This is a genomic window from Paenibacillus sp. DP01, from assembly GCF_044784315.1.
GTDB lineage: Bacteria > Bacillota > Bacilli > Paenibacillales > Paenibacillaceae > Paenibacillus > Paenibacillus polymyxa.
Genome location: NZ_CP173059.1, coordinates 1,943,344 through 1,961,462, shown reverse-complemented (window position 1 = coordinate 1,961,462; position 18,119 = coordinate 1,943,344). Strand labels below are relative to the sequence as shown.

Below are 18,119 nucleotides of genomic sequence, written 5' to 3'. Positions count from 1 at the left end.
CGGATATTTTCTATTGACCTTAGGTCTGACCTAAGGTTTATAGTGAAGTTATTCAATTATCAATTATGAGTAAGGAGACCTATCATTGAAAAAACACATAACGATCAGCCAGCTTGCTCAGCTCATGAATGTATCTGTACATCAGCTGCGGTATTTTGAGGAAAAGGGTATCCTTTATCCGTTATACACAGATGAAAATCAATATCGAATGTACGGACTTCATGAAATTTATCAACTTTCCCATATTTTAATGCTACGTAAACTAAACATCCCTGTCGGTCAAATTGAAGAATGTATGACTTCCTACACTGCCGATGATTACAACCAGCTTTTAGAACATTCGTTACAGAAGGTACAGGATGAAATCGCTAACTTAAAGTTGCTCGAACAGTTTATTCACAAAGTGCTAAAAGAACATCATACCCTTACCCAGCAAAACAATGAGTATCGACTCAAGCTGCAGGGCACTCGACATTTAAAGCTGTGGTTTGCATTGGAGAGTGATCAAGAACTCACGGCCAGGAATCTATTTGAGCAGCGGCCTTCACCACCACAATTATTTGAAAATGATCTACATTATCTATCTGATTCTGGACAGGTGAAACTATATTATGAAACGACATCAGGAGCAGCTGACTATATTCTGGAAGAAGGCACCTATCTCTACAAGCATTTCTCCGCCACTGAAGACGCTGAGATCGAACACCAAGTCCAACAACTGGAGCATTATGCGACCCAGCACCAATATGAATGCCTAAGCAAGGTCATTGTGGTGGAAAAATCCTATCTATCCATATTCGACAGCAACGAGCTGCAATATGAGATTCAAGTAAAAATTTCTGATGTGCAGGAGGACGTTACATGAGTCCACAATCCTATGACATTGTTGCTTATCAAGAGCAAGACCATGAAGCCGTATGTAAGCTCTTAGTGGAATCGTTTAAGGCAAAATTTCAAGCTCTTGTTACTTTGGAGGATCAAGATATACAGCGTTTATTAATGCAGGTTTGGGTTCAACATCCTGATTCTACATCTGGGAAGCAATTTGTGGTTAAAGAGAACGAAGATGTTGTTGGTGTCCTTTCGCTCAAATGGAAGACTTCCTCCTCTTCACTTCCTAAAACAAATCTCACTTCTTTGGCTTCGCTTATAATACAGTTTGGCTGCTTCAATGTATTTAAATTTTTGACAGGCATGTATGCGCTGGACTATAAACCTGCCATAGATGAGTGTTACATTGATCATTTGGCGATTCGCTCAAGTCATCGCAATCAAGGGATCGGGCGACATTTTCTAGCTTTCGCACAGCGGTTTACGGTTGAATCCGGGTTCCATACGTTGACACTTTATGTAGCACATCAGAATCGGCAGGCTATCCGCTTGTACCGCAATCTAGCGTTTGAAATAGAGCAGTCCCGATATAATGGTTGGCGGCATTTTTGGTTCAAGGAGCCTGTATGGCATCTAATGAGCTGGAAAGAACAAAACTGCATTCGAGGAGAGAACAGCATTGAAAAAAACATATAAACTTACCCTTGGTATTGCGGCAGGTCTGGCTGTTGCCTTGATATTGATTGTTTTATATCAAAATTCCTACAAGATGACGGAAGAAAAAATACAAATTGCAACTCCCAAAGGAGTATTAACAGGTACACTGGCTTTGCCTAAAAACTACTCGGGAAAGGTTGGATTGGTTGTTTTTGTCCATGGAGATGGTCCAATCAATGACACCTATGATGATGGATACAAACCACTGTGGGAAAGGTTTGCTTCTAAGGGGTATGCTTCCTTATCCCTGAATAAGCCCGGTATTAACCGCGCTCCAGGCGATTGGCTGGAGCAAAGTATGGAGGACCGGGCACAGGAGATTCGATATGCAGTTGACTGGGCCAAAACCTTACCGATGATTGATAAGCACAAAATCGGCCTTTGGGGAGCCAGTCAAGCAGGCTGGGTCATTCCGAAAATCGTTAAAGAGGAGCATGATATTGCATTCAGCATCCTTGTATCGCCGGCTGTGAATTGGATTACACAAGGGCGATTTAACACAAAAAAAGAGTTGGAACAAGAAGGAGCTAGCCCGCAGCAAATTAAAAAGAGACTGGACTACGACCATAAGGTTCTACAATTACTGAAAAATCATGCTTCCTATGAAGAATACCTAAGCATAGCCAGTCCTAACGATATCATTTCCAAAGAAAGATGGAGCTTTATAGGCAAAAATTTTCGTTCTGATTCTACGGAAGAATTAAGCTACTTTAAATCTCCTGTACTCTTGGTTCTGGCTGGGAAAGATATAAACGTAGATGTAAAAGACACTGAGCGAGTATATCGCCAAAAGATATCTCCAGACCTGCTGTCTGTCATTCATTTGCCAAAAGTTGACCATTCCATGATGAATGAGTACATCACGCATTCCAAGTCCCTAACCTTCTTAACCGCCGTATTTGCCCCCAGACAATTGGTGAGTGATGATTATCTACAAATTCTCGCCGATTTTGTTAGTCAGCATTAAGCTTGGAACTGCTGTATACTCTATTAGACCGGGAATAGATATATAAACAGCAAAAAAACGGCATTTCTGCCGTTTTTTTAAAGGATGGACTCTCAGGGACTCGAACCCTGGACCAATTGATTAAGAGTCAACTGCTCTACCAACTGAGCTAAGAGTCCATATAAAATTATGGTGGAGCCTAGGGGGATCGAACCCCTGACCTCATCGCTGCCAGCGATGCGCTCTCCCAGCTGAGCTAAGGCCCCGTCTCATGTAAGTTAATTAACGTTTCAAGCGACTTCTATATCATATAAAATATTCGACCCTGTGTCAATACTTTTATAAAAAAAATATTAACATCTTCCCGCCACGGCCCTAAAAAGATACAGTCAGCGATCAGTCGCTGTCTGTATCTTTGGATAACAGTGTTTTCAGTTCCTTCATAAACATATTGATGTCTTTGAACTGCCGATAGACGGACGCAAAGCGTACGTAGGCCACTTCATCCACAGGATAGAGCTGTTCCATGACCAGCTCACCAATCTGCTGGCTATCCACCTCTGTGGCTGCCGTGTTGCGAATGGCGTTCTCCACCTGAGATACAATCAGATCGAGCTGCTCGACTGATACTGGACGCTTCTCACAGGCTCGAATGAGACCGCGCAGCATTTTATCACGGCTAAACTCTTCACGGCTGCCATCTTTTTTGATGACCATCAGTGGGGTCTCTTCCACCATTTCAAAGGTGGTAAAACGCCTGGCACACTGTTCGCATTCGCGGCGGCGTCGGATGGACTTATTATCATTCGCTGGTCGCGAATCCAACACTTTCGTGCCGTTGTAAGCGCAATACGGGCACTTCATAATCTCATCACTTCCTTTTTCCAATAAATTCCCGAAGCTTTTTAGTAATAATTTTATCGAAACGGATCATAATATGTTTACCACGTCGCGAGGAGGTGAACAACAATGGCACAAGGAAACAATGGCAACTCCAACAACCTGGTAGTCAGCAGATCCTCCGGTGCTCTGGAGCAAATGAAATATGAAATCGCTCAAGAGCTGGGTATCAGCATTCCTCAAGATGGATACCAAGGTAACATGACTTCCTATGAGAACGGTTCGATCGGGGGCTACATCACAAAACGCCTCGTAACGATCGCCGAACAACAATTGGCAGGACAATACCAATAATCTCGGTAATAATGAAGAAGTAATACGAAAAAGTGTAGGGATAGGCTGCTAAAAACAGCCTGTCCTGCGCTTTTTTTCATTTTAAAGCGAAAAGGCTCATGTTGTCATTAACCTGTCCCTTAAAACTCATTATAAATTTTTGTATATTGCCTGTAGTAATAGATGACTCGCTGTACATAATGCCGTGTCTCACCAAAAGGGATTTGCTTAATGGACTCTTCTTTGCCATCCCACACCCCCTGATCCAGCCATTCCTGAACTTTACCTGGACCAGCATTGTAAGCAGCTACGATGACCACAGGATTATCCTGAAACTTCATAGACAGGTTATGCAGATACCAGGTACCCAGCTCAATATTGGTGCCGGGCTCGTGCTTGACACTGTCCAGCGGGACCTTTTGAATCTGAGCACTCTCCATAATCCAATTGGCCGTGTTCGGCATAATCTGCATAAGCCCCAGCGCACCCTTGTGTGACTGCTTGCTGGTTTTAAAATTTGTTTCCACACGGATAATAGACGCCACCAAAAATGGGTCCACTTCATAGGTCTGTGAATACTGCCGAATCTCATCCTTATATTGAATCGGGTAAAACCAGGACATCCAATTCGAGTTGAGGAACAGAATCAGGACAAATCCGACAAACAAAATGAGCAGGACTCTTTTCTTACGTAAAATGTTCATGCAAGTCCCTTTCGCTGCCAAAACTGATCAATTTGCATCTGCGTCTCAGACTGTGTTCCGCTATTATCAATAACAATATCAGCTAAATTTTTTTTCTGCTCGATATCCATTTGTGCGGACAAACGAAGCTCGGCTTGCTCTTCTGTCAGACCGTCTCTGAGCATCAGACGTCGGAGCTGAACATCACGTGGTACATATACAACCATAATTTCCTCGTACAGGCTCTCCAGCCCAGACTCATACATTAACGGGATATCTGCCAAAACAAGCTTGTCCGGCTGCTCCCGTTCATAAGCTTCCATGCGCAGACGCATTTCCTCACGAATAGCAGGATGCGTAATATCGTTAAGTGCCTGTCGCTGTACAGGATCTCTGAATACAATCTCTCCCAGTCTTTTGCGGTGCAGGGTTCCGTCACTGTTCACTATAGCTTGTCCAAAATGCTGTATGACCGCCGCCAGCACCGGATGCCCCGGAAGCATAACTTCCCGGGCAATGGCATCTGCGTCGATCAGCAGCGCACCCTTGGCGACCAAAAGAGCCGACACGGTGCTTTTTCCGGTAGCGATCCCTCCGGTTAATCCGATATTCATGCTCTTCACCTCATAACAGCTTCAATATACCCATCATAATCAGTAATAATGCCGGCAATACGCCGAGCGCCTTCATAAATCGAAATGCTGACAGGAAGAACCCTGCCTTCATACCAGCAATCAAAAATACACCACTGAATAACGTAATAGCCAGCGCAGTAGACAGGGGCTGAAAACCAAGCATGGCTGCACCTAAGCCCGCTCCGAACGCATCGACCGATAATGCAATACCTAACCAAACCGCTTCGGTAGCAGATATACTGCCGGAACGGTCCATATCCGCAGCAGACGGGCTTCGAAGAATCCGAATAACAAGCCCCCATTTGCGGAACTCCAGCGAAAATAACGTTCGCTCCTCCTGCTGTAGCTCCAAAGAAGTCTCTGTCGATAGATCTCTTCCTGAGCTGGTTAGAGACTCTGTATTGGCATTCTCAGCACTTTTTTTCTCCGCAAGCGCTGATATATGCCCTGAATCTGAATCAACCTGTTCCGTAAGGTGCAGATCCCGAGGGACTTCCGCTGTTTCTTCCGTCAAATCTTCCTTGCGTTGCAGAGCCTGAATCAAAGAGTAACAGCCGATACAGATCAGAATGACAGCACCGAAAACCGTCGTATATACAGGAGACAGGACACGGGATAGTAATGCGCCGAGCTGCATAGATATGCCGATCACCAAACCTGAACATACGGAGATGATAGCAATCGACAACAATGGAATTTTCATTTTGCGCAGACCATATGTAACACCGACTCCGAAACTGTCCAAACTTAGCGCAAATGCCAGTAACAGCAGGGCTCCCCAATGATTAGCCACTCCAATTCCCTCCCATTGCGAAGGCTGGGCCTTACAGCAACCGACTCCCTTCGCAGTATTGGTACTTGGAACAATATATGAGAGGGATGGGCTTGGGGTGACTGTGCCTGTTTAGCGCAAAGGCTGGCAGACCGGGCAATGATGTGTGCCACGTCCAGCTACGACGGATTTTTCGATCAATGTACCACAGTTAATACAAGGCTTCGCGTTGCGTCCATAGATTTGCAACTGATGCTGGAAATCGCCCGTTTTGCCCTGTCCGTTAACGAAAGATTTGATGGACGAGCCACCAACCTGAATCGACGCGCCCAGCGTGGAGACAATAGCTTCATGCAGTACTCGAAATTGGCTATCCGTTAGGCTTTTGGCTGGCTGTGCCGGATGAATCCCTGCCTTAAATAACGATTCATCTACATAAATATTCCCGATGCCTACCACATATGACTGGTTTAACAGCGCTGCCTTGATCGAAGTCGAACGAGTTCCAACAGCGGCACGCAGCATTTCAGGTGTAAAAGCCTCGTCCATCGGTTCCAGACCGAGTTTATTCAGCGGCTTTTCCAGCAAATCCTGTCCTGCCGGAAATAAGTGCATTGTACCAAATTGGCGCACATCCTGATAACGCAGCTCTGTACCATCTTTAAAATGAAAGATGACATGGGTATGCTTTTCCACAGGATCATCTTGTGAATACAATCCATAGCGTCCTTCCATTCGAAGATGGGAGACAAGCACTAGCCCGTCCAGCAAAATCCGCAGAAACTTACCGCGTCTTTCCACCCCAATAATCCGGTGGTCAGCCAATTCCATCGCAAATGCGTGAATATCATCGGGACGTTGGATAATACGCGGCAAATTTACGGTTACATGATCTATATGTTTATCGACTATAAGCTCGTTTAGTGTTCGTTTAATGGTTTCTACTTCCGGTAATTCCGGCATGATGTCTTCACCTCACCCTATATTATAACGGAAGCAACGTCAAATTGGGACTATCTACTCATTGAAATATCTTACTTGGCCTCATACCAATTGCTGCCATAGCTTACTTCCGCTTTAAGCGGCACAGCCAGCTTTAATGCAGCTTCCATGGTAGCGGGAACAAGCTCTTTCATCGTTTCCATTTCCTCAGGCGGAACCTCGAATACAAGCTCATCATGTACTTGTAACAGCATACGGCTGCGAAGATTGCGCTCACGCAGCGCTGCGTCCATCTGCACCATCGCCAGCTTGATAATATCGGCTGCGGTACCTTGAATCGGCGTATTCATCGCTGTACGCTCGGCGAACGAACGCTGGTTGAAATTGCTGGCGTTTATCTCTGGCAAATATCGTCTGCGTTCCAACAACGTTTTTACGTATCCATCCCTCTTCGCATCCTTCACAATATCATCCATGTAACGGCGAACACCCTGGAACACGTCAAAATACTGGTCGATAAAGCGAGCCGCTTCCTTCCGCGTAATATTCAAATTTTGCGACAGACCATAGTCACTAATCCCGTAAACAATCCCAAAGTTGACCGCCTTTGCAGAACGGCGCATATCGGAGTCTACAGCCTCTGCCGGTACACCGAACACATCGGATGCGGTCTTGGTATGGATGTCCATATCGTGAACAAAAGCCTCTTTCAAACGCTCATCATCCGAAATATCAGCCAGCACCCGCAGCTCGATTTGTGAATAGTCTGCCGCCAAAATCGACCAGCCCGGCTCCGATGGAACAAATACTTTGCGGATTTTGCGTCCTTCTTCGAGACGGATCGGAATGTTTTGCAAATTCGGAAATTGACTGCTCAAGCGTCCAGTTGCTGCAACCGTCTGCCGGAAATACGTATGCACTTTACCTGTCTTCTCCGAAATTTCTTTAAGCAATCCTTCGACATACGTCGATTGAAGTTTGGCAATGGTGCGATATTGCAATATGTTTTGCACAATATCATGATATGGCGCAAGCTTTTCCAGCACCTCTGCATCGGTCGAGTACCCGGTTTTTGTCTTTTTAATAACGGGCAGACCCAGCTTATCAAACAAAATCTCACCCAACTGCTTAGGCGAATTAAGATTGAACTCTACCCCTGCAATACTGTAGATCTCACCCACCAACGTTGTAATCTGGGCTTCAAATTCTTTTCCCAAAGCGCGCAGTTCCTCTACATTCACCAAAATACCCTGCTTCTCCATATCCGCCAGAATGCGGGATAACGGCATCTCAAGCTCATGGAACAGCTTGTGCATTTCCGTTTTTTCCAGCTCCGCCTGCTGCACAGGTACCAACGCTTCGATCACCGCTGCCTTACGCGCCACATGATCGGATAGTACATCTACGTCAGGAACTTTATATTTAGCTCCTTTACCAAACACTTCGTCGTCTGGACGAATCGATGACAAGCCATACTTGGCTGCCAGCCCACTCAATGTCTGATTGGCGTCTGTCGGATCTAGCAAGTATCCGGCCAGCTGCACATCAAACTCAGCTCCAGCAAACTCAATTCCATGCCAGTGTAAAGCCAAGTCCGTACGATGCAGATCATGACCGCGTTTTTTGCGTTCAGGGTCGGCAAGCCACTCCCGAATAGGGGTAGCTGCATCACTTTGTAGAACTTCCAGTGTCATAAAAAACTGACGCCCTGTTGCGGCAAATATCAAGCCTACAATCTCAGCATGATGCGGATTATCACCATGCGTCTCAACATGCAGCACATCTACGTTATTCAGCACTTCTACCAATTCGCTGATCCGCTGTTCATCCAGCACAGTCACGTCTGCTACGGCTTCCTCTACGCCGACTCCAGCACTGCCGACCTCGCCCGAAAAGGATAAACGCTCCAGCAGGGACTTGAACTCCAGCTTCGCCAAAGCTGGTCCAGCCGTCTCTGCCTGTAGCCCGCTGAAAACCACATCTTCCAGTTGCTTGTCCAACGTTACATCCCGATAAATGGTCGCCAAATCCTTGCTCATTCGCGCATCGTCAGCATGAGTCTCCACGCGTTCTTTCATTTTACCCTTCAGCTCATCCGTATGCGCCAGCACCTCTTCAACTGAACCATATTGATGCAGCAGCTTGAGCGCTGTTTTCTCACCCACGCCCGGAATACCAGGAATGTTATCCGACGTATCGCCCATTAGGCCCTTAAGGTCTATGATTTGCAGCGGCTTTAAGCCGTAACGTTCCTGAATCTGCTCAGGTCCATACGTTTCCACCTCGGTAACCCCTTTGCGGGTCAAGCCGACTGTGACATGGTCTGAAGCCAATTGAAGCATATCCTTGTCGCCGGTCACAACCAGCACATTAAAACCCGCTTCGTCCGCTGTTTTGGACAGGGTGCCTATAATATCGTCTGCCTCATAGCCATCCAGTTCAAATTGGGCAATGCCGAAGGCGGTCAATAGCTCTTTCAGCAGCGGAAATTGCTGGGACAGCTCCGGCGGCGTTTTCTCCCGTCCACCTTTGTAATCCTCGTACCCTTTGTGGCGAAACGTAATTTTACCAGCATCAAACGCAACCAAAATATGCGTTGGTTTGTGCTCCTCCAAAAGCCGCAATAACATTGTCGTAAATCCGTACACCGCATTCGTCTGCTGTCCGCTTGAATTCGTCAACGGCGGCATAGCAAAAAACGCCCGGTATATGATACTGTTACCATCTATAAGCATGAGTTTATCCATTTCGCACCTCGCAAGTTCATCAATGCATTCGTAACGTTCTTACGTATTACGCATTCCTCTTCCTATCTTAACATACAAGACTCTTTTTCAGAAAAAAACGGCTGTTTCCTAGCCAAATTTGCCTTTTGCTCAAAGACAAATCTGGATTAGAAACAACCGCTATATACTAAAAGCCTTACTGGTTCAAATCTGGCCGCTCTCCTGTCACGAGATATACAGTGCTTTCACCGATATTCGTAGCATGGTCGCCAATGCGTTCAATGTAACGTCCTACGAGCAGTTGCAGCATGGCTTGTGAAGCCTCTGCTGGCTTTTCTACCATAAAAGCGTATAGATCGCTGATCATGTGGCTGTACAAGGAATCCACCCGATCATCCTCTTTAGCCATTTTGTAGGCCAGATCTGTATTTTCATCCAAATAGGATTTGATCGCATTGTCGATCATTTCTTTAACAATGGAAGCCATGTGTGGAATATCCACCAACGGCTTCATCGCCTGCTGTCCTTCCAAGCGAAGTGTGACCTTGGCAATATCAAGTGCCAAATCACCCATACGTTCCAAATCACTGGAAATTTTAAATGCAACAATGATCCGGCGTAAATCCTTCGCTACTGGCTGCTGGGTAATAATGAGCTTGGAGCCCATATCCAGAATATTTTCTTCCATTGTATTAAGGGATGCATCATTTTTGACTACCTGTTGGGCCATTTCTGTATTTTTGGTCTGCAAACATTCAATAGCCTGATCGAGCGCCTTCGAAACGTGTGCACCCATTTCGCGCAGTACGGCTCTCAGTTCTTCTAATCCTTCATCAAAACCTTTTCTACGTATCATTTCGAAGTCACCCCTTCTCGCATAATCATCAAATTTGGCTTTAGCCAAAACGCCCGGAAATATAATCTTCCGTACGTGAATCCTGTGGCGTGGAAAACATCGCCTCTGTATCCGCTGCCTCTACTACAACCCCATTCAAAAAGAACGCAGTTCGACCAGACACACGCGCTGCCTGATGCATGTTATGCGTCACCATGACGATGGTATACGTGTCTCTTAATTCTTGAACCAGCTCTTCAATTTTCATCGTCGAGATCGGGTCCAGCGCAGATGTAGCCTCATCCATAAGTAAAATATCTGGCTGTACAGCAAGCGCCCGGGCAATACATAGCCGTTGTTGCTGTCCGCCGGACAAACTCAGAGCAGAACGCTTGAGAAAATTTTTAACCTCTTCCCAAAGTGCTGCCTGCCGTAGGCTTTGCTCTACCAGTTCATCTAACTTGTCCTTTTGCCGGATTCCATGCAACCGCGGACCATAGGCCACGTTATCATAAATGGATTTGGGAAACGGGTTAGGCTGTTGAAAAACCATTCCCACCTGTTTACGCAGCGTTTCTACTTCCATAGTATCGCCGTAAATATCCTGACCTGCGATGCTCACGGTGCCTTCAATACGCGTTCCCGGTATCATGTCATTCATCCGGTTTAGCGTACGCAGCAAGGTTGATTTTCCACAGCCGGATGGGCCGATGAAGGCTGTTACCGTTTTTTCAGGAATATCCAGGTTTATATGTTTCAGCGCGTGGAATTTTTCATAATACAAATTCAGCTTATCAATCCGGATTACGGAATCATTCATGGATTTATGATCTCCTTCGTGTTGCAGTTATGGTCCTCAAGCATTGCACCTGATTTGCACAATATGAAGATTATATAAGCTGTGTGTAAATTCAGTGTGGTGGATTTGTTAACGGTATGTAAAATGATCAAGAACTCAGCATGAGCTCAAGCTCCTGTGCTATTCCAGCTGCATTCAAGGCAGCTTCTTCTGCGGAACGGGACATTTCACTATTTTTAGCCTCTATTTCATCGACTGCCTGCAATAATTTGGTAAACGTTTGGGTTCCGGCAGATATAAATTTAGAGCCTGTATGAATCTGCTGCATACTCGTATCCGTCAGTTCAGCAGTGTCACGCAGCATTTGCTCAATATGAGTGAGTAAGCCGGTAATCTGTACAGAAAAAGCTTTGGTCTGGAGTGACATATTCCGAACCTCTTGAGACACAATCTGAAAGCCACGCCCGTGTTCGCCAGCATGGGCCGCTTCAATAGACGCATTGATCGCCAGCAATCCGCTGTGATCTGCCAATGCACGAATGGATGAGGCCATGCCCGCAATATCATTCAGCGATTGGGTTAAGGCTGTCATCTGCTCATGCTGGCGCTTCATTTGTTCCGTTACTGCATGATAAGAAAGCAGAACATCCTCCAGTTCCACTTTACCACGGCGGGATAATTCACTCATTGAGCGAGTTAGCTGCACACTGTCATCCGCCTCTTTCGCTGCATCCAAAACAGTCATCCGAATACGCTGGACTCCGTCATAGCTATGTCGAATCACATCGCCCCGATCTTCGTCTGCTTCTCTTTGCATTCGCTGAACGACAGACAGGATGTCACGAATTGTGAGTACACCGAGTAATCTTGTCCCTTCCTTTATCAATAAACAATCGTAAAAACGCTGATCTTCACGCATCATCGCCTGTTCTACAATTTCCGTTGCTGGACTTTTTAGATCCACAATTAATGTATTGGGATCGGCAAATAGGGAAGCTGGTTTGTCATAGAACAACGCCGCAGCGAACCTGCCCGTAAAATGACGATTGTACGCATCTCTCATGATAATGCCCAAAGGAAGATCATTTTTATCCACAACGATGACACAGGGAATATCTTCCTGTGTCTTCATGAGTGCTAACAGTTCCTTGCAAGACATATCCGTGCCAATGATCGGAACCTCCCGGCATGGCACATAGGTAGTAATCAGCTTGAACGTTTCACGTTCAATCACGGCAGTGGAACTCGGCTGGGTCTTTGGTTCCGTTATCATCGTTCTGAAGTCCCCTTTTTTTAACTACTTGGAGTGACGGGAACATCATATCGGTCATTTGTTGATTTTAATGGCTAGTTTTGTCAACGAAATGTAAAATCACAAAATGGACATAAAAGTTGCTGCTACGGCCTGGAAAGAGAAAAACGCTCCTCATTTATAACAAATGAGAAGCGCTTCTTTTTTTATTTACAACCAGCTTATACCCCACTCCGCGGATCGAATCAATATGAACCGAGTCAGGATCAAGCTCCAGCTTTTTACGTAAGGAGCTGACGTGTACATCCACCGTCCGTTGACCACCGATGTAGTCAAAGCCCCACACGGCATTCATTAGATCATCTCGAGTCAGGACGACACCCGGCTTGCGGGACAAATAGAGAAGTACCTCAAATTCCTTGGGTCTTAAGCTGATGGATTGACCTCCAAGAATGACTTCATATTTTTCAGGGTAGATTTCCAGCTCGCCCAGTTGAATTTTGGAGCCATCCTTCTGTTCAGACAGCACTCCCTCATCCCCTCCGGATGTTCTTCGCAGCACAGCCGTTACACGGGCCAACAGCTCAGAAACGCCAAAAGGCTTTGTGATGTAGTCATCAGCACCCGACTTCAGTCCTTGGACCACCTCAGCCTCCCCGTTTTTAGCGGTGAGAATAATGATAGGTGTCGTCAGCCCCTGATGGCGAAGTCTGCTCAGAATGTCCAGTCCATTCATTCCTGGCAGCATCAAATCCAGCAGGATCAAATCGTAGGATTCTCTGGAGGCTCTTTCAAACCCAGCACTGCCATGATCCTCCGTGTCCACTTCGAAACCTTCTTGTATCAAATTGTAGGATAGCAATCTGGCAAGCGTTGGTTCATCCTCAATAACCAGCAAACGTTGTCCCATTAATAACTTCATCTCCTGTTTACCTGTTAAAGGCGCATTAGTCAAAATCCTGAAATCTTTTCCATGCTCATGCGACACCCGTTTATTTTATCACGGCATTGTTAACACAATGTAAAAAATGTTATAGTTCATTCTTCCTGTTGCAATAACGGTAATTCAACGGTAAACGTCGTACCCAAACCAAGCTCGCTTTCGACCGAAAGTGTACCATGATGCAGATCAACCAGGTGCTTGACAATAGATAATCCCAAGCCCGTTCCGCCCGAGTTGCGTGAGCGACCTTTGTCCACCCGATAAAAGCGCTCAAAGATACGTGGCAGGTCCTTTTTCGGTATCCCAATACCCGTATCACTGACTGTAAATACGACCTTTTCCGTGTCATGGTCTCGCTGTAGCGTTATAACCTTGATTTTTACCTTGCCGCCATCAAGTGTATAGTTAATGCCATTAGACAAAAGGTTCAGGAAAATCTGCTGAAGCTTATCTTCATCTGCCTCCATAAACAATTCATCCGGGATATCCATGTGCAGTGTAATCCTTTTCTTCGCTGCTACATTGTTCAGTTTCTCCAGCAATGATTCTATGAAAGAAGAGATATGAATTGGAGAGCAATCCAGCGGAGAGCGCTTGGACTCGATTTTGGAAAGCTCCAGAATATCGCCGATCAGTCGATTCAGTCGTTCGCTTTCGTCATATATAATTTGTAAAAAGGAACGGGCTGTTTCCTCATCTTTGACCCCGCCACCAAGCAATGTCTCGGCAAAACCCTTGACTGCGGCAATCGGTGTTTTTAGCTCATGAGAGACGTTTGCCACAAATTCGCTTCGCATATTTTCCAACCGTCGAATAGCTGTAATATCCTGCAAAAGGAACAGCATCCCCCGGTATCCCCCTTCATCCTCATACATAGGGACACCATCTAGCAAAACGAGTCGTTCTTCGGGATTGTACAAATGCACCTCACCATGTAGCCTTTCTCGGCTTTGTATACTGCCCTCAATTAGCTTTGTGAGCTCATAGTGCTTCTTCAGCTCATGATACGGCTTGTCTGTCACCCGCTTACCCGCGACACCGAGCATACGCTCAGACTCACGGTTGACAAGCGCAATGCGTTCATTAGCATCGATCATCAGAATCCCGCCTGTCATATTACTCATGACGCTTTGCAGCAGATCCTCATTGTCACGAATCGTTTTCATTTGGTTTTGGAGGCTGTCAGCCATACGATTAATGGCTTCACCCAGTTGTCCTACCTCATCCCGGCGCTGTACGCCGACCCTTGCGTCATAATCCAGTCCTGAAATACGGTTGGCTACCCCTGTAATATGTTCAATGGGCGAGGTGAGGCTGCGAGCAATACGATAGCTCATCAGTCCAGCAGCAATAAACAGCAACACAAGACCAACCCCGATGGCCGTCCAGCCGCGCTGCATTCCCTCTTCCACCGCTTTCAGACTCATGGACAAACGGATATATCCGTCAAAGCCCTTGTCCGATACAACAGGCTCAGCGACGTATAGCATGTTTCGTTGCAAAGTTTCACTGTAGCGTATCGTCCGTCCGATTCCTTCCGACGTAGCTTGTCGTATTTCTTCACGCGATGCATGGTTTTCCATTTTGCGCGGATCGCTTAACGAATCACCCACCACCGTCCCGTCCTTACGAATGAAGGTCACTCGCGAATCGGTCAGATGGGCAATTTCCTTCGCCTTCTCAGAATAATAGGAGACGTAATCTGTGCTGGATAGGGCATCAGCATTAACAAATGGGAAAGTAGCGCGAAGCAAGTCAATCTCGCGGCCCATGTTCTCCTCTAGCACCTTCATATTCGAATTTTTGAAAATTTGTCCCATAGTGATTCCAGCAGCAAGGACAGATACGCCAATCAAAATCAGCATGATCAGGGTAAGCCTGAAACGAAACGATTTCATAGAAATTTGCCCATCCTTTTATGTAAGTTAATCTCATTCTACAGGCTACCTGCATTATGTTCCACTGTGAAAAGAAAAAAGGCCGGAGCAAAAGACTGCCCCAACCTTTTCTTTATCCTCTTATCCGTTTACAACTTCACCGCCATTGATATGAATAACCTGCCCGCTTACATAAGACGAATCGTCTGAAGCAAGGTACACATAAGCTGGCGCCAGTTCTTCCGGCTGACCCGGTCGCTTCATGGGCTGTGCTCCTCCAAATTCGCTGACCGTCTTGGCATCAAAGGTAGACGGGATTAACGGTGTCCAGATCGGCCCTGGGGCTACAGCGTTCACTCGAATACCTTGATCCACCAAATTGAGTGATAGGGAACGAGTGAATGATGTGATTGCCCCTTTGGTGGAGGAATAATCAATGAGTGTTTTATTCCCAGCGTATGCGGTAATCGACGTTGTGTTGACGATCGCGCTCCCTTTCTTCAAATGCGGCAATGCCGCTTGTGTTAGGAAGAACATACCGAAGATATTCGTGCGGAACGTGCGCTCCAGCTGTTCCTTGGTGATATCCTCCAGCTTTTGCTGTGGATGCTGCTCGGCCGCATTGTTCACGACGATATCGAGCTTGCCCAATTCGTTCACCGTCTGTTGCACCGCTTTTTTGGCAAATTGGTCATCTCCGATATCGCCAGGAATCAACACGCATTTGCGTCCTTCCTGTTCGACCTGACGTTTGGTTTCTTCCGCATCCTTATGCTCATTCAAGTAGACGATAGCTACATCCGCACCTTCTTTGGCGTACGTGACAGCTACAGCCCGCCCAATTCCACTGTCTCCACCAGTAATCAGTGCAACTTTGCCTGTTAGCTTGCCAGCCGCTTTGTAAGTTGGTTTTTCAAATTGCGGTGCAGGCGTCATTTTGGACTCAATCCCCGGTTGCTGTTCCTGGTGCTGCGGGGGCAAGGTTTGCTGAGGTTGGTTGCTTTTAGCCATTGTACATTCTCCCTTCAAAATCAGATATTTTTTAGGATGCAACATTTGCATCCACTCTACTCCTGATTTACCACACAAACTTATCCGTTAAACGAAAAAAGAAAAATCCAGCTTTGTGAGCACACAAAAAAACGACCTATGCTTATTCTGCACAGACCGTTTTTTCAACGTTAGCCGTTGTCATTATTCAATTCCAACCGCTCATAAAATGATTCATTAAATAATATGGCTGTATACCATTAAAAACGTAATTAAGATCATGAAAACGGCCAACAACGTACTGAACATTCGCACTTTACCAGCGTATTGCGTAATTGGCTGTTGGTTGCGAACTGCTTCCAGTGACAATCGTAATGGCTTACCCATAGCACCTGCGATACCAGAAATAGCAAGAAACAACAACAACACGACCACGATCCATGCTACCGAATAAGACTTCCAAGCAAAAATCATATAGATGCCGCTAATAAGCACAAGGATTAGTGCAAATTGCGCCAAACGGTTCAATAGCTGCACAGCCGATATCGTTCCCTCCTGCGCGCTTGGAGCCAATTTGTCGATTTTGCCCACGACGAAGGGAAGCAATAAATAAAAGCCCATTGCCAGTGATCCAATAATGTGAATAAAAAACATTCTTTATAACCTCCAATTCTTTATTTTCTTACAAACTGATTTTTCCATAGAACGATCATATTCCAACGAATGACTAGCATCTTTGCAATGTTTTGGGACATGCTTTTCTATGTAACTATTAATGCATATGAACTCTATTATACCGGGGAAGTGGGTCAAAGCAAAGGATATGAGGGGGAAAGTTTCAACTCGGGTGGAGGCTTGTCCGCAATCATTCCGTTCGCTCCGCTGGTGCCAGCAAATCCTAACTGAAACTTTCAATATTAAAAGAAAAGGAAGAAAACAATAGACTATTTAAAAATAAAAGAGGTGGCCGACAGCCATAACTATGACTTGTGGACACCTCTTTAAGTAAAAAAGTATACCGTTTTAGTAGCAAATCGTATTTATACGTTGACTATTTTAGTCACATTACGAACCGCTTCGGCAGATTGATCGAGCGCTGCTTTTTCTGCAGCTGTCAATTCCAACTCGAACACTTTTTCGATGCCGTTACCGCCAAGAAGTGTAGGTACACCGAGGAACAGGTCCTGATAGCCATACTCTCCTTCCAGGTAAGCAATGACTGGTATAATCCGCTTTTTATCTTTTACAATCGCTTCTGTCATTTGCGCAAGCGAAGCTGCTGGAGCATAATATGCGCTGCCATTACCCAATAGGTTAACGATTTCTCCGCCACCCACTCGTGTACGTTGTACAATCGCTTCGATACGTTCCTGAGAAATCAGGTTATCGATAGGTATACCTCCTACGCTGGAATAGCGTACGAGCGGTACCATATCATCACCATGCCCTCCCATAACGAAACCGCGCACGTCTTCAACCGAAACATTCAGTTCCTGTGCAATAAAGGTACAATACCGAGCCGTATCCAACACACCTGATTGGCCAATAACCCGATTTTTCGGGAAGCCAAGCGTTTGGTACGCCGTATAGGTCATAGCATCGACCGGATTACTCAGAATAATGACGATAGCATTGGGCGCGTACTTCTTCACATTCTCACATACGGATTTTATAATTCCTGCGTTCGTGTTGACCAAATCATCACGGCTCATCCCCGGCTTGCGCGCGATCCCGGCTGTAATAATGACGATATCCGAGTTGGCTGCATCCTCATAATTAGAAGTGCCCATGATCTGGGTGTCAAATCCCTGCACTGGACCAGCTTCCAAAATATCAAGCGCTTTGCCTTTAGTCGGATTCTCTAGTTGCGGAATATCAATGAGTACGATATCACCTAACTCCTTTTGAGCCAGCAGCAATGCGGTAGTGGCACCGGTAAAACCGGCGCCAACAATGGATATTTTTTTGCGTTGAATGGTCAAGTAGTATTCCCCTTCC

Annotated in this window: 18 protein-coding genes and 2 tRNA genes; 4 read left to right on the top strand and 16 right to left on the bottom strand. The window is 45.9% G+C overall.

The genetic code is table 11. The annotated features are described in order from the left end of the window. Positions 1–85 precede the first annotated feature (85 nt). From ACH59B_RS08770 to ACH59B_RS08760, 3 genes are read left to right on the top strand one after another with little or no spacing between them, the layout of a single operon-like run. The gene (locus tag ACH59B_RS08770; RefSeq protein WP_153795032.1) at positions 86–865 is read left to right on the top strand and encodes a MerR family transcriptional regulator; all 780 of its coding nucleotides are present in this window, start codon (positions 86–88) and stop codon (positions 863–865) included. Next, entirely contained in the window at positions 862–1,527 is a 666-nt protein-coding gene (locus tag ACH59B_RS08765; RefSeq protein ID WP_153795033.1) for an N-acetyltransferase, read from the top strand. Before ACH59B_RS08770 ends, ACH59B_RS08765 begins: the two co-directional genes overlap by 4 nt. Next, a complete protein-coding gene (locus tag ACH59B_RS08760; RefSeq protein ID WP_153795034.1) occupies positions 1,511–2,515 on the top strand; it encodes a S9 family peptidase in 1,005 nt (334 codons plus the stop codon). Before ACH59B_RS08765 ends, ACH59B_RS08760 begins: the two co-directional genes overlap by 17 nt. An 85-nt stretch (positions 2,516–2,600) precedes the next feature. Here ACH59B_RS08760 and ACH59B_RS08755 read toward each other — a convergent pair. The 3 genes from ACH59B_RS08755 to nrdR form a co-directional block, all read right to left on the bottom strand. Then, positions 2,601–2,673 (bottom strand) — tRNA-Lys (locus ACH59B_RS08755). 11 nt (positions 2,674–2,684) lie between these two features. Beyond that, positions 2,685–2,760 (bottom strand) — tRNA-Ala (locus tag ACH59B_RS08750). Between the two features lie 130 nt (positions 2,761–2,890). Then, a complete protein-coding gene (nrdR, locus tag ACH59B_RS08745) occupies positions 2,891–3,358 on the bottom strand; it encodes a transcriptional regulator NrdR (protein ID WP_013370366.1) in 468 nt (155 codons plus the stop codon). Positions 3,359–3,463: 105 nt separating this feature from the next. Here nrdR and ACH59B_RS08740 point away from each other — a divergent pair, with 105 nt between their 5' ends. Beyond that, positions 3,464–3,688, top strand: a complete 225-nt coding sequence (locus ACH59B_RS08740; protein ID WP_013309613.1) for an alpha/beta-type small acid-soluble spore protein — start codon at positions 3,464–3,466, stop codon at positions 3,686–3,688. 119 nt (positions 3,689–3,807) lie between these two features. Here the strand turns inward: ACH59B_RS08740 and ACH59B_RS08735 are convergent, their stop codons facing one another. The 13 genes from ACH59B_RS08735 to mdh form a co-directional block, all read right to left on the bottom strand. Beyond that, positions 3,808–4,371, bottom strand: a complete 564-nt coding sequence (locus ACH59B_RS08735; protein ID WP_016819641.1) for a lytic transglycosylase domain-containing protein — start codon at positions 4,369–4,371, stop codon at positions 3,808–3,810. After that, on the bottom strand, positions 4,368–4,964 hold the full coding sequence (gene coaE, locus ACH59B_RS08730; protein ID WP_019686847.1) for a dephospho-CoA kinase: 597 nt from the start codon (positions 4,962–4,964) through the stop codon (positions 4,368–4,370). The genes ACH59B_RS08735 and coaE overlap by 4 nt, the downstream gene beginning before the upstream one ends. Before the next feature lie 10 nt (positions 4,965–4,974). Then, a complete protein-coding gene (locus ACH59B_RS08725; protein ID WP_016819639.1) occupies positions 4,975–5,778 on the bottom strand; it encodes an MntP/YtaF family protein in 804 nt (267 codons plus the stop codon). 111 nt (positions 5,779–5,889) lie between these two features. After that, positions 5,890–6,720, bottom strand: coding sequence for a DNA-formamidopyrimidine glycosylase (mutM, locus tag ACH59B_RS08720; protein WP_016819638.1), 831 nt, complete (start codon positions 6,718–6,720; stop codon positions 5,890–5,892). Positions 6,721–6,791: 71 nt separating this feature from the next. Beyond that, positions 6,792–9,446, bottom strand: coding sequence for a DNA polymerase I (gene polA / locus ACH59B_RS08715; protein ID WP_016819637.1), 2,655 nt, complete (start codon positions 9,444–9,446; stop codon positions 6,792–6,794). A 175-nt stretch (positions 9,447–9,621) separates the two neighbouring features. Next, a complete protein-coding gene (phoU, locus tag ACH59B_RS08710; RefSeq protein ID WP_016819636.1) occupies positions 9,622–10,281 on the bottom strand; it encodes a phosphate signaling complex protein PhoU in 660 nt (219 codons plus the stop codon). 40 nt (positions 10,282–10,321) lie between these two features. After that, positions 10,322–11,080, bottom strand: coding sequence for a phosphate ABC transporter ATP-binding protein PstB (pstB, locus tag ACH59B_RS08705; RefSeq protein ID WP_016819635.1), 759 nt, complete (start codon positions 11,078–11,080; stop codon positions 10,322–10,324). A 127-nt stretch (positions 11,081–11,207) separates the two neighbouring features. After that, complete coding sequence (locus ACH59B_RS08700; RefSeq protein ID WP_102997786.1) at positions 11,208–12,332, bottom strand: methyl-accepting chemotaxis protein; 1,125 nt, start codon at positions 12,330–12,332, stop codon at positions 11,208–11,210. Between the two features lie 157 nt (positions 12,333–12,489). Next, entirely contained in the window at positions 12,490–13,221 is a 732-nt protein-coding gene (locus ACH59B_RS08695; protein ID WP_013370356.1) for a response regulator transcription factor, read from the bottom strand. Between the two features lie 128 nt (positions 13,222–13,349). Continuing rightward, positions 13,350–15,152, bottom strand: coding sequence for a two-component system histidine kinase PnpS (pnpS, locus tag ACH59B_RS08690; RefSeq protein ID WP_102997785.1), 1,803 nt, complete (start codon positions 15,150–15,152; stop codon positions 13,350–13,352). A gap of 120 nt (positions 15,153–15,272) precedes the next feature. Then, the gene (locus ACH59B_RS08685) at positions 15,273–16,142 is read right to left on the bottom strand and encodes an SDR family oxidoreductase (protein WP_029514976.1); all 870 of its coding nucleotides are present in this window, start codon (positions 16,140–16,142) and stop codon (positions 15,273–15,275) included. A gap of 216 nt (positions 16,143–16,358) precedes the next feature. Beyond that, a complete protein-coding gene (locus ACH59B_RS08680; protein WP_017425909.1) occupies positions 16,359–16,775 on the bottom strand; it encodes a hypothetical protein in 417 nt (138 codons plus the stop codon). Between the two features lie 386 nt (positions 16,776–17,161). After that, a complete protein-coding gene (gene mdh, locus ACH59B_RS08675) occupies positions 17,162–18,103 on the bottom strand; it encodes a malate dehydrogenase (protein ID WP_016819630.1) in 942 nt (313 codons plus the stop codon). Between the last annotated feature and the right edge of the window lie 16 nt (positions 18,104–18,119).

Bases quoted from the DNA above. Each gene is read 5' to 3' on its own strand.
- ACH59B_RS08765 (WP_153795033.1), top strand. From the start codon at position 862: ATGAGTCCACAATCCTATGACATTGTTGCTTATCAAGAGCAAGACCAT.
- nrdR (WP_013370366.1), bottom strand. From the start codon at position 3,358: ATGAAGTGCCCGTATTGCGCTTACAACGGCACGAAAGTGTTGGATTCG.
- ACH59B_RS08740 (WP_013309613.1), top strand. From the start codon at position 3,464: ATGGCACAAGGAAACAATGGCAACTCCAACAACCTGGTAGTCAGCAGA.
- ACH59B_RS08735 (WP_016819641.1), bottom strand. From the start codon at position 4,371: ATGAACATTTTACGTAAGAAAAGAGTCCTGCTCATTTTGTTTGTCGGA.
- coaE (WP_019686847.1), bottom strand. From the start codon at position 4,964: ATGAATATCGGATTAACCGGAGGGATCGCTACCGGAAAAAGCACCGTG.
- mutM (WP_016819638.1), bottom strand. From the start codon at position 6,720: ATGCCGGAATTACCGGAAGTAGAAACCATTAAACGAACACTAAACGAG.
- polA (WP_016819637.1), bottom strand. From the start codon at position 9,446: ATGGATAAACTCATGCTTATAGATGGTAACAGTATCATATACCGGGCG.
- phoU (WP_016819636.1), bottom strand. From the start codon at position 10,281: ATGATACGTAGAAAAGGTTTTGATGAAGGATTAGAAGAACTGAGAGCC.
- pstB (WP_016819635.1), bottom strand. From the start codon at position 11,080: ATGAATGATTCCGTAATCCGGATTGATAAGCTGAATTTGTATTATGAA.
- ACH59B_RS08700 (WP_102997786.1), bottom strand. From the start codon at position 12,332: ATGATAACGGAACCAAAGACCCAGCCGAGTTCCACTGCCGTGATTGAA.
- ACH59B_RS08695 (WP_013370356.1), bottom strand. From the start codon at position 13,221: ATGGGACAACGTTTGCTGGTTATTGAGGATGAACCAACGCTTGCCAGA.
- pnpS (WP_102997785.1), bottom strand. From the start codon at position 15,152: ATGAAATCGTTTCGTTTCAGGCTTACCCTGATCATGCTGATTTTGATT.
- ACH59B_RS08685 (WP_029514976.1), bottom strand. From the start codon at position 16,142: ATGGCTAAAAGCAACCAACCTCAGCAAACCTTGCCCCCGCAGCACCAG.
- ACH59B_RS08680 (WP_017425909.1), bottom strand. From the start codon at position 16,775: ATGTTTTTTATTCACATTATTGGATCACTGGCAATGGGCTTTTATTTA.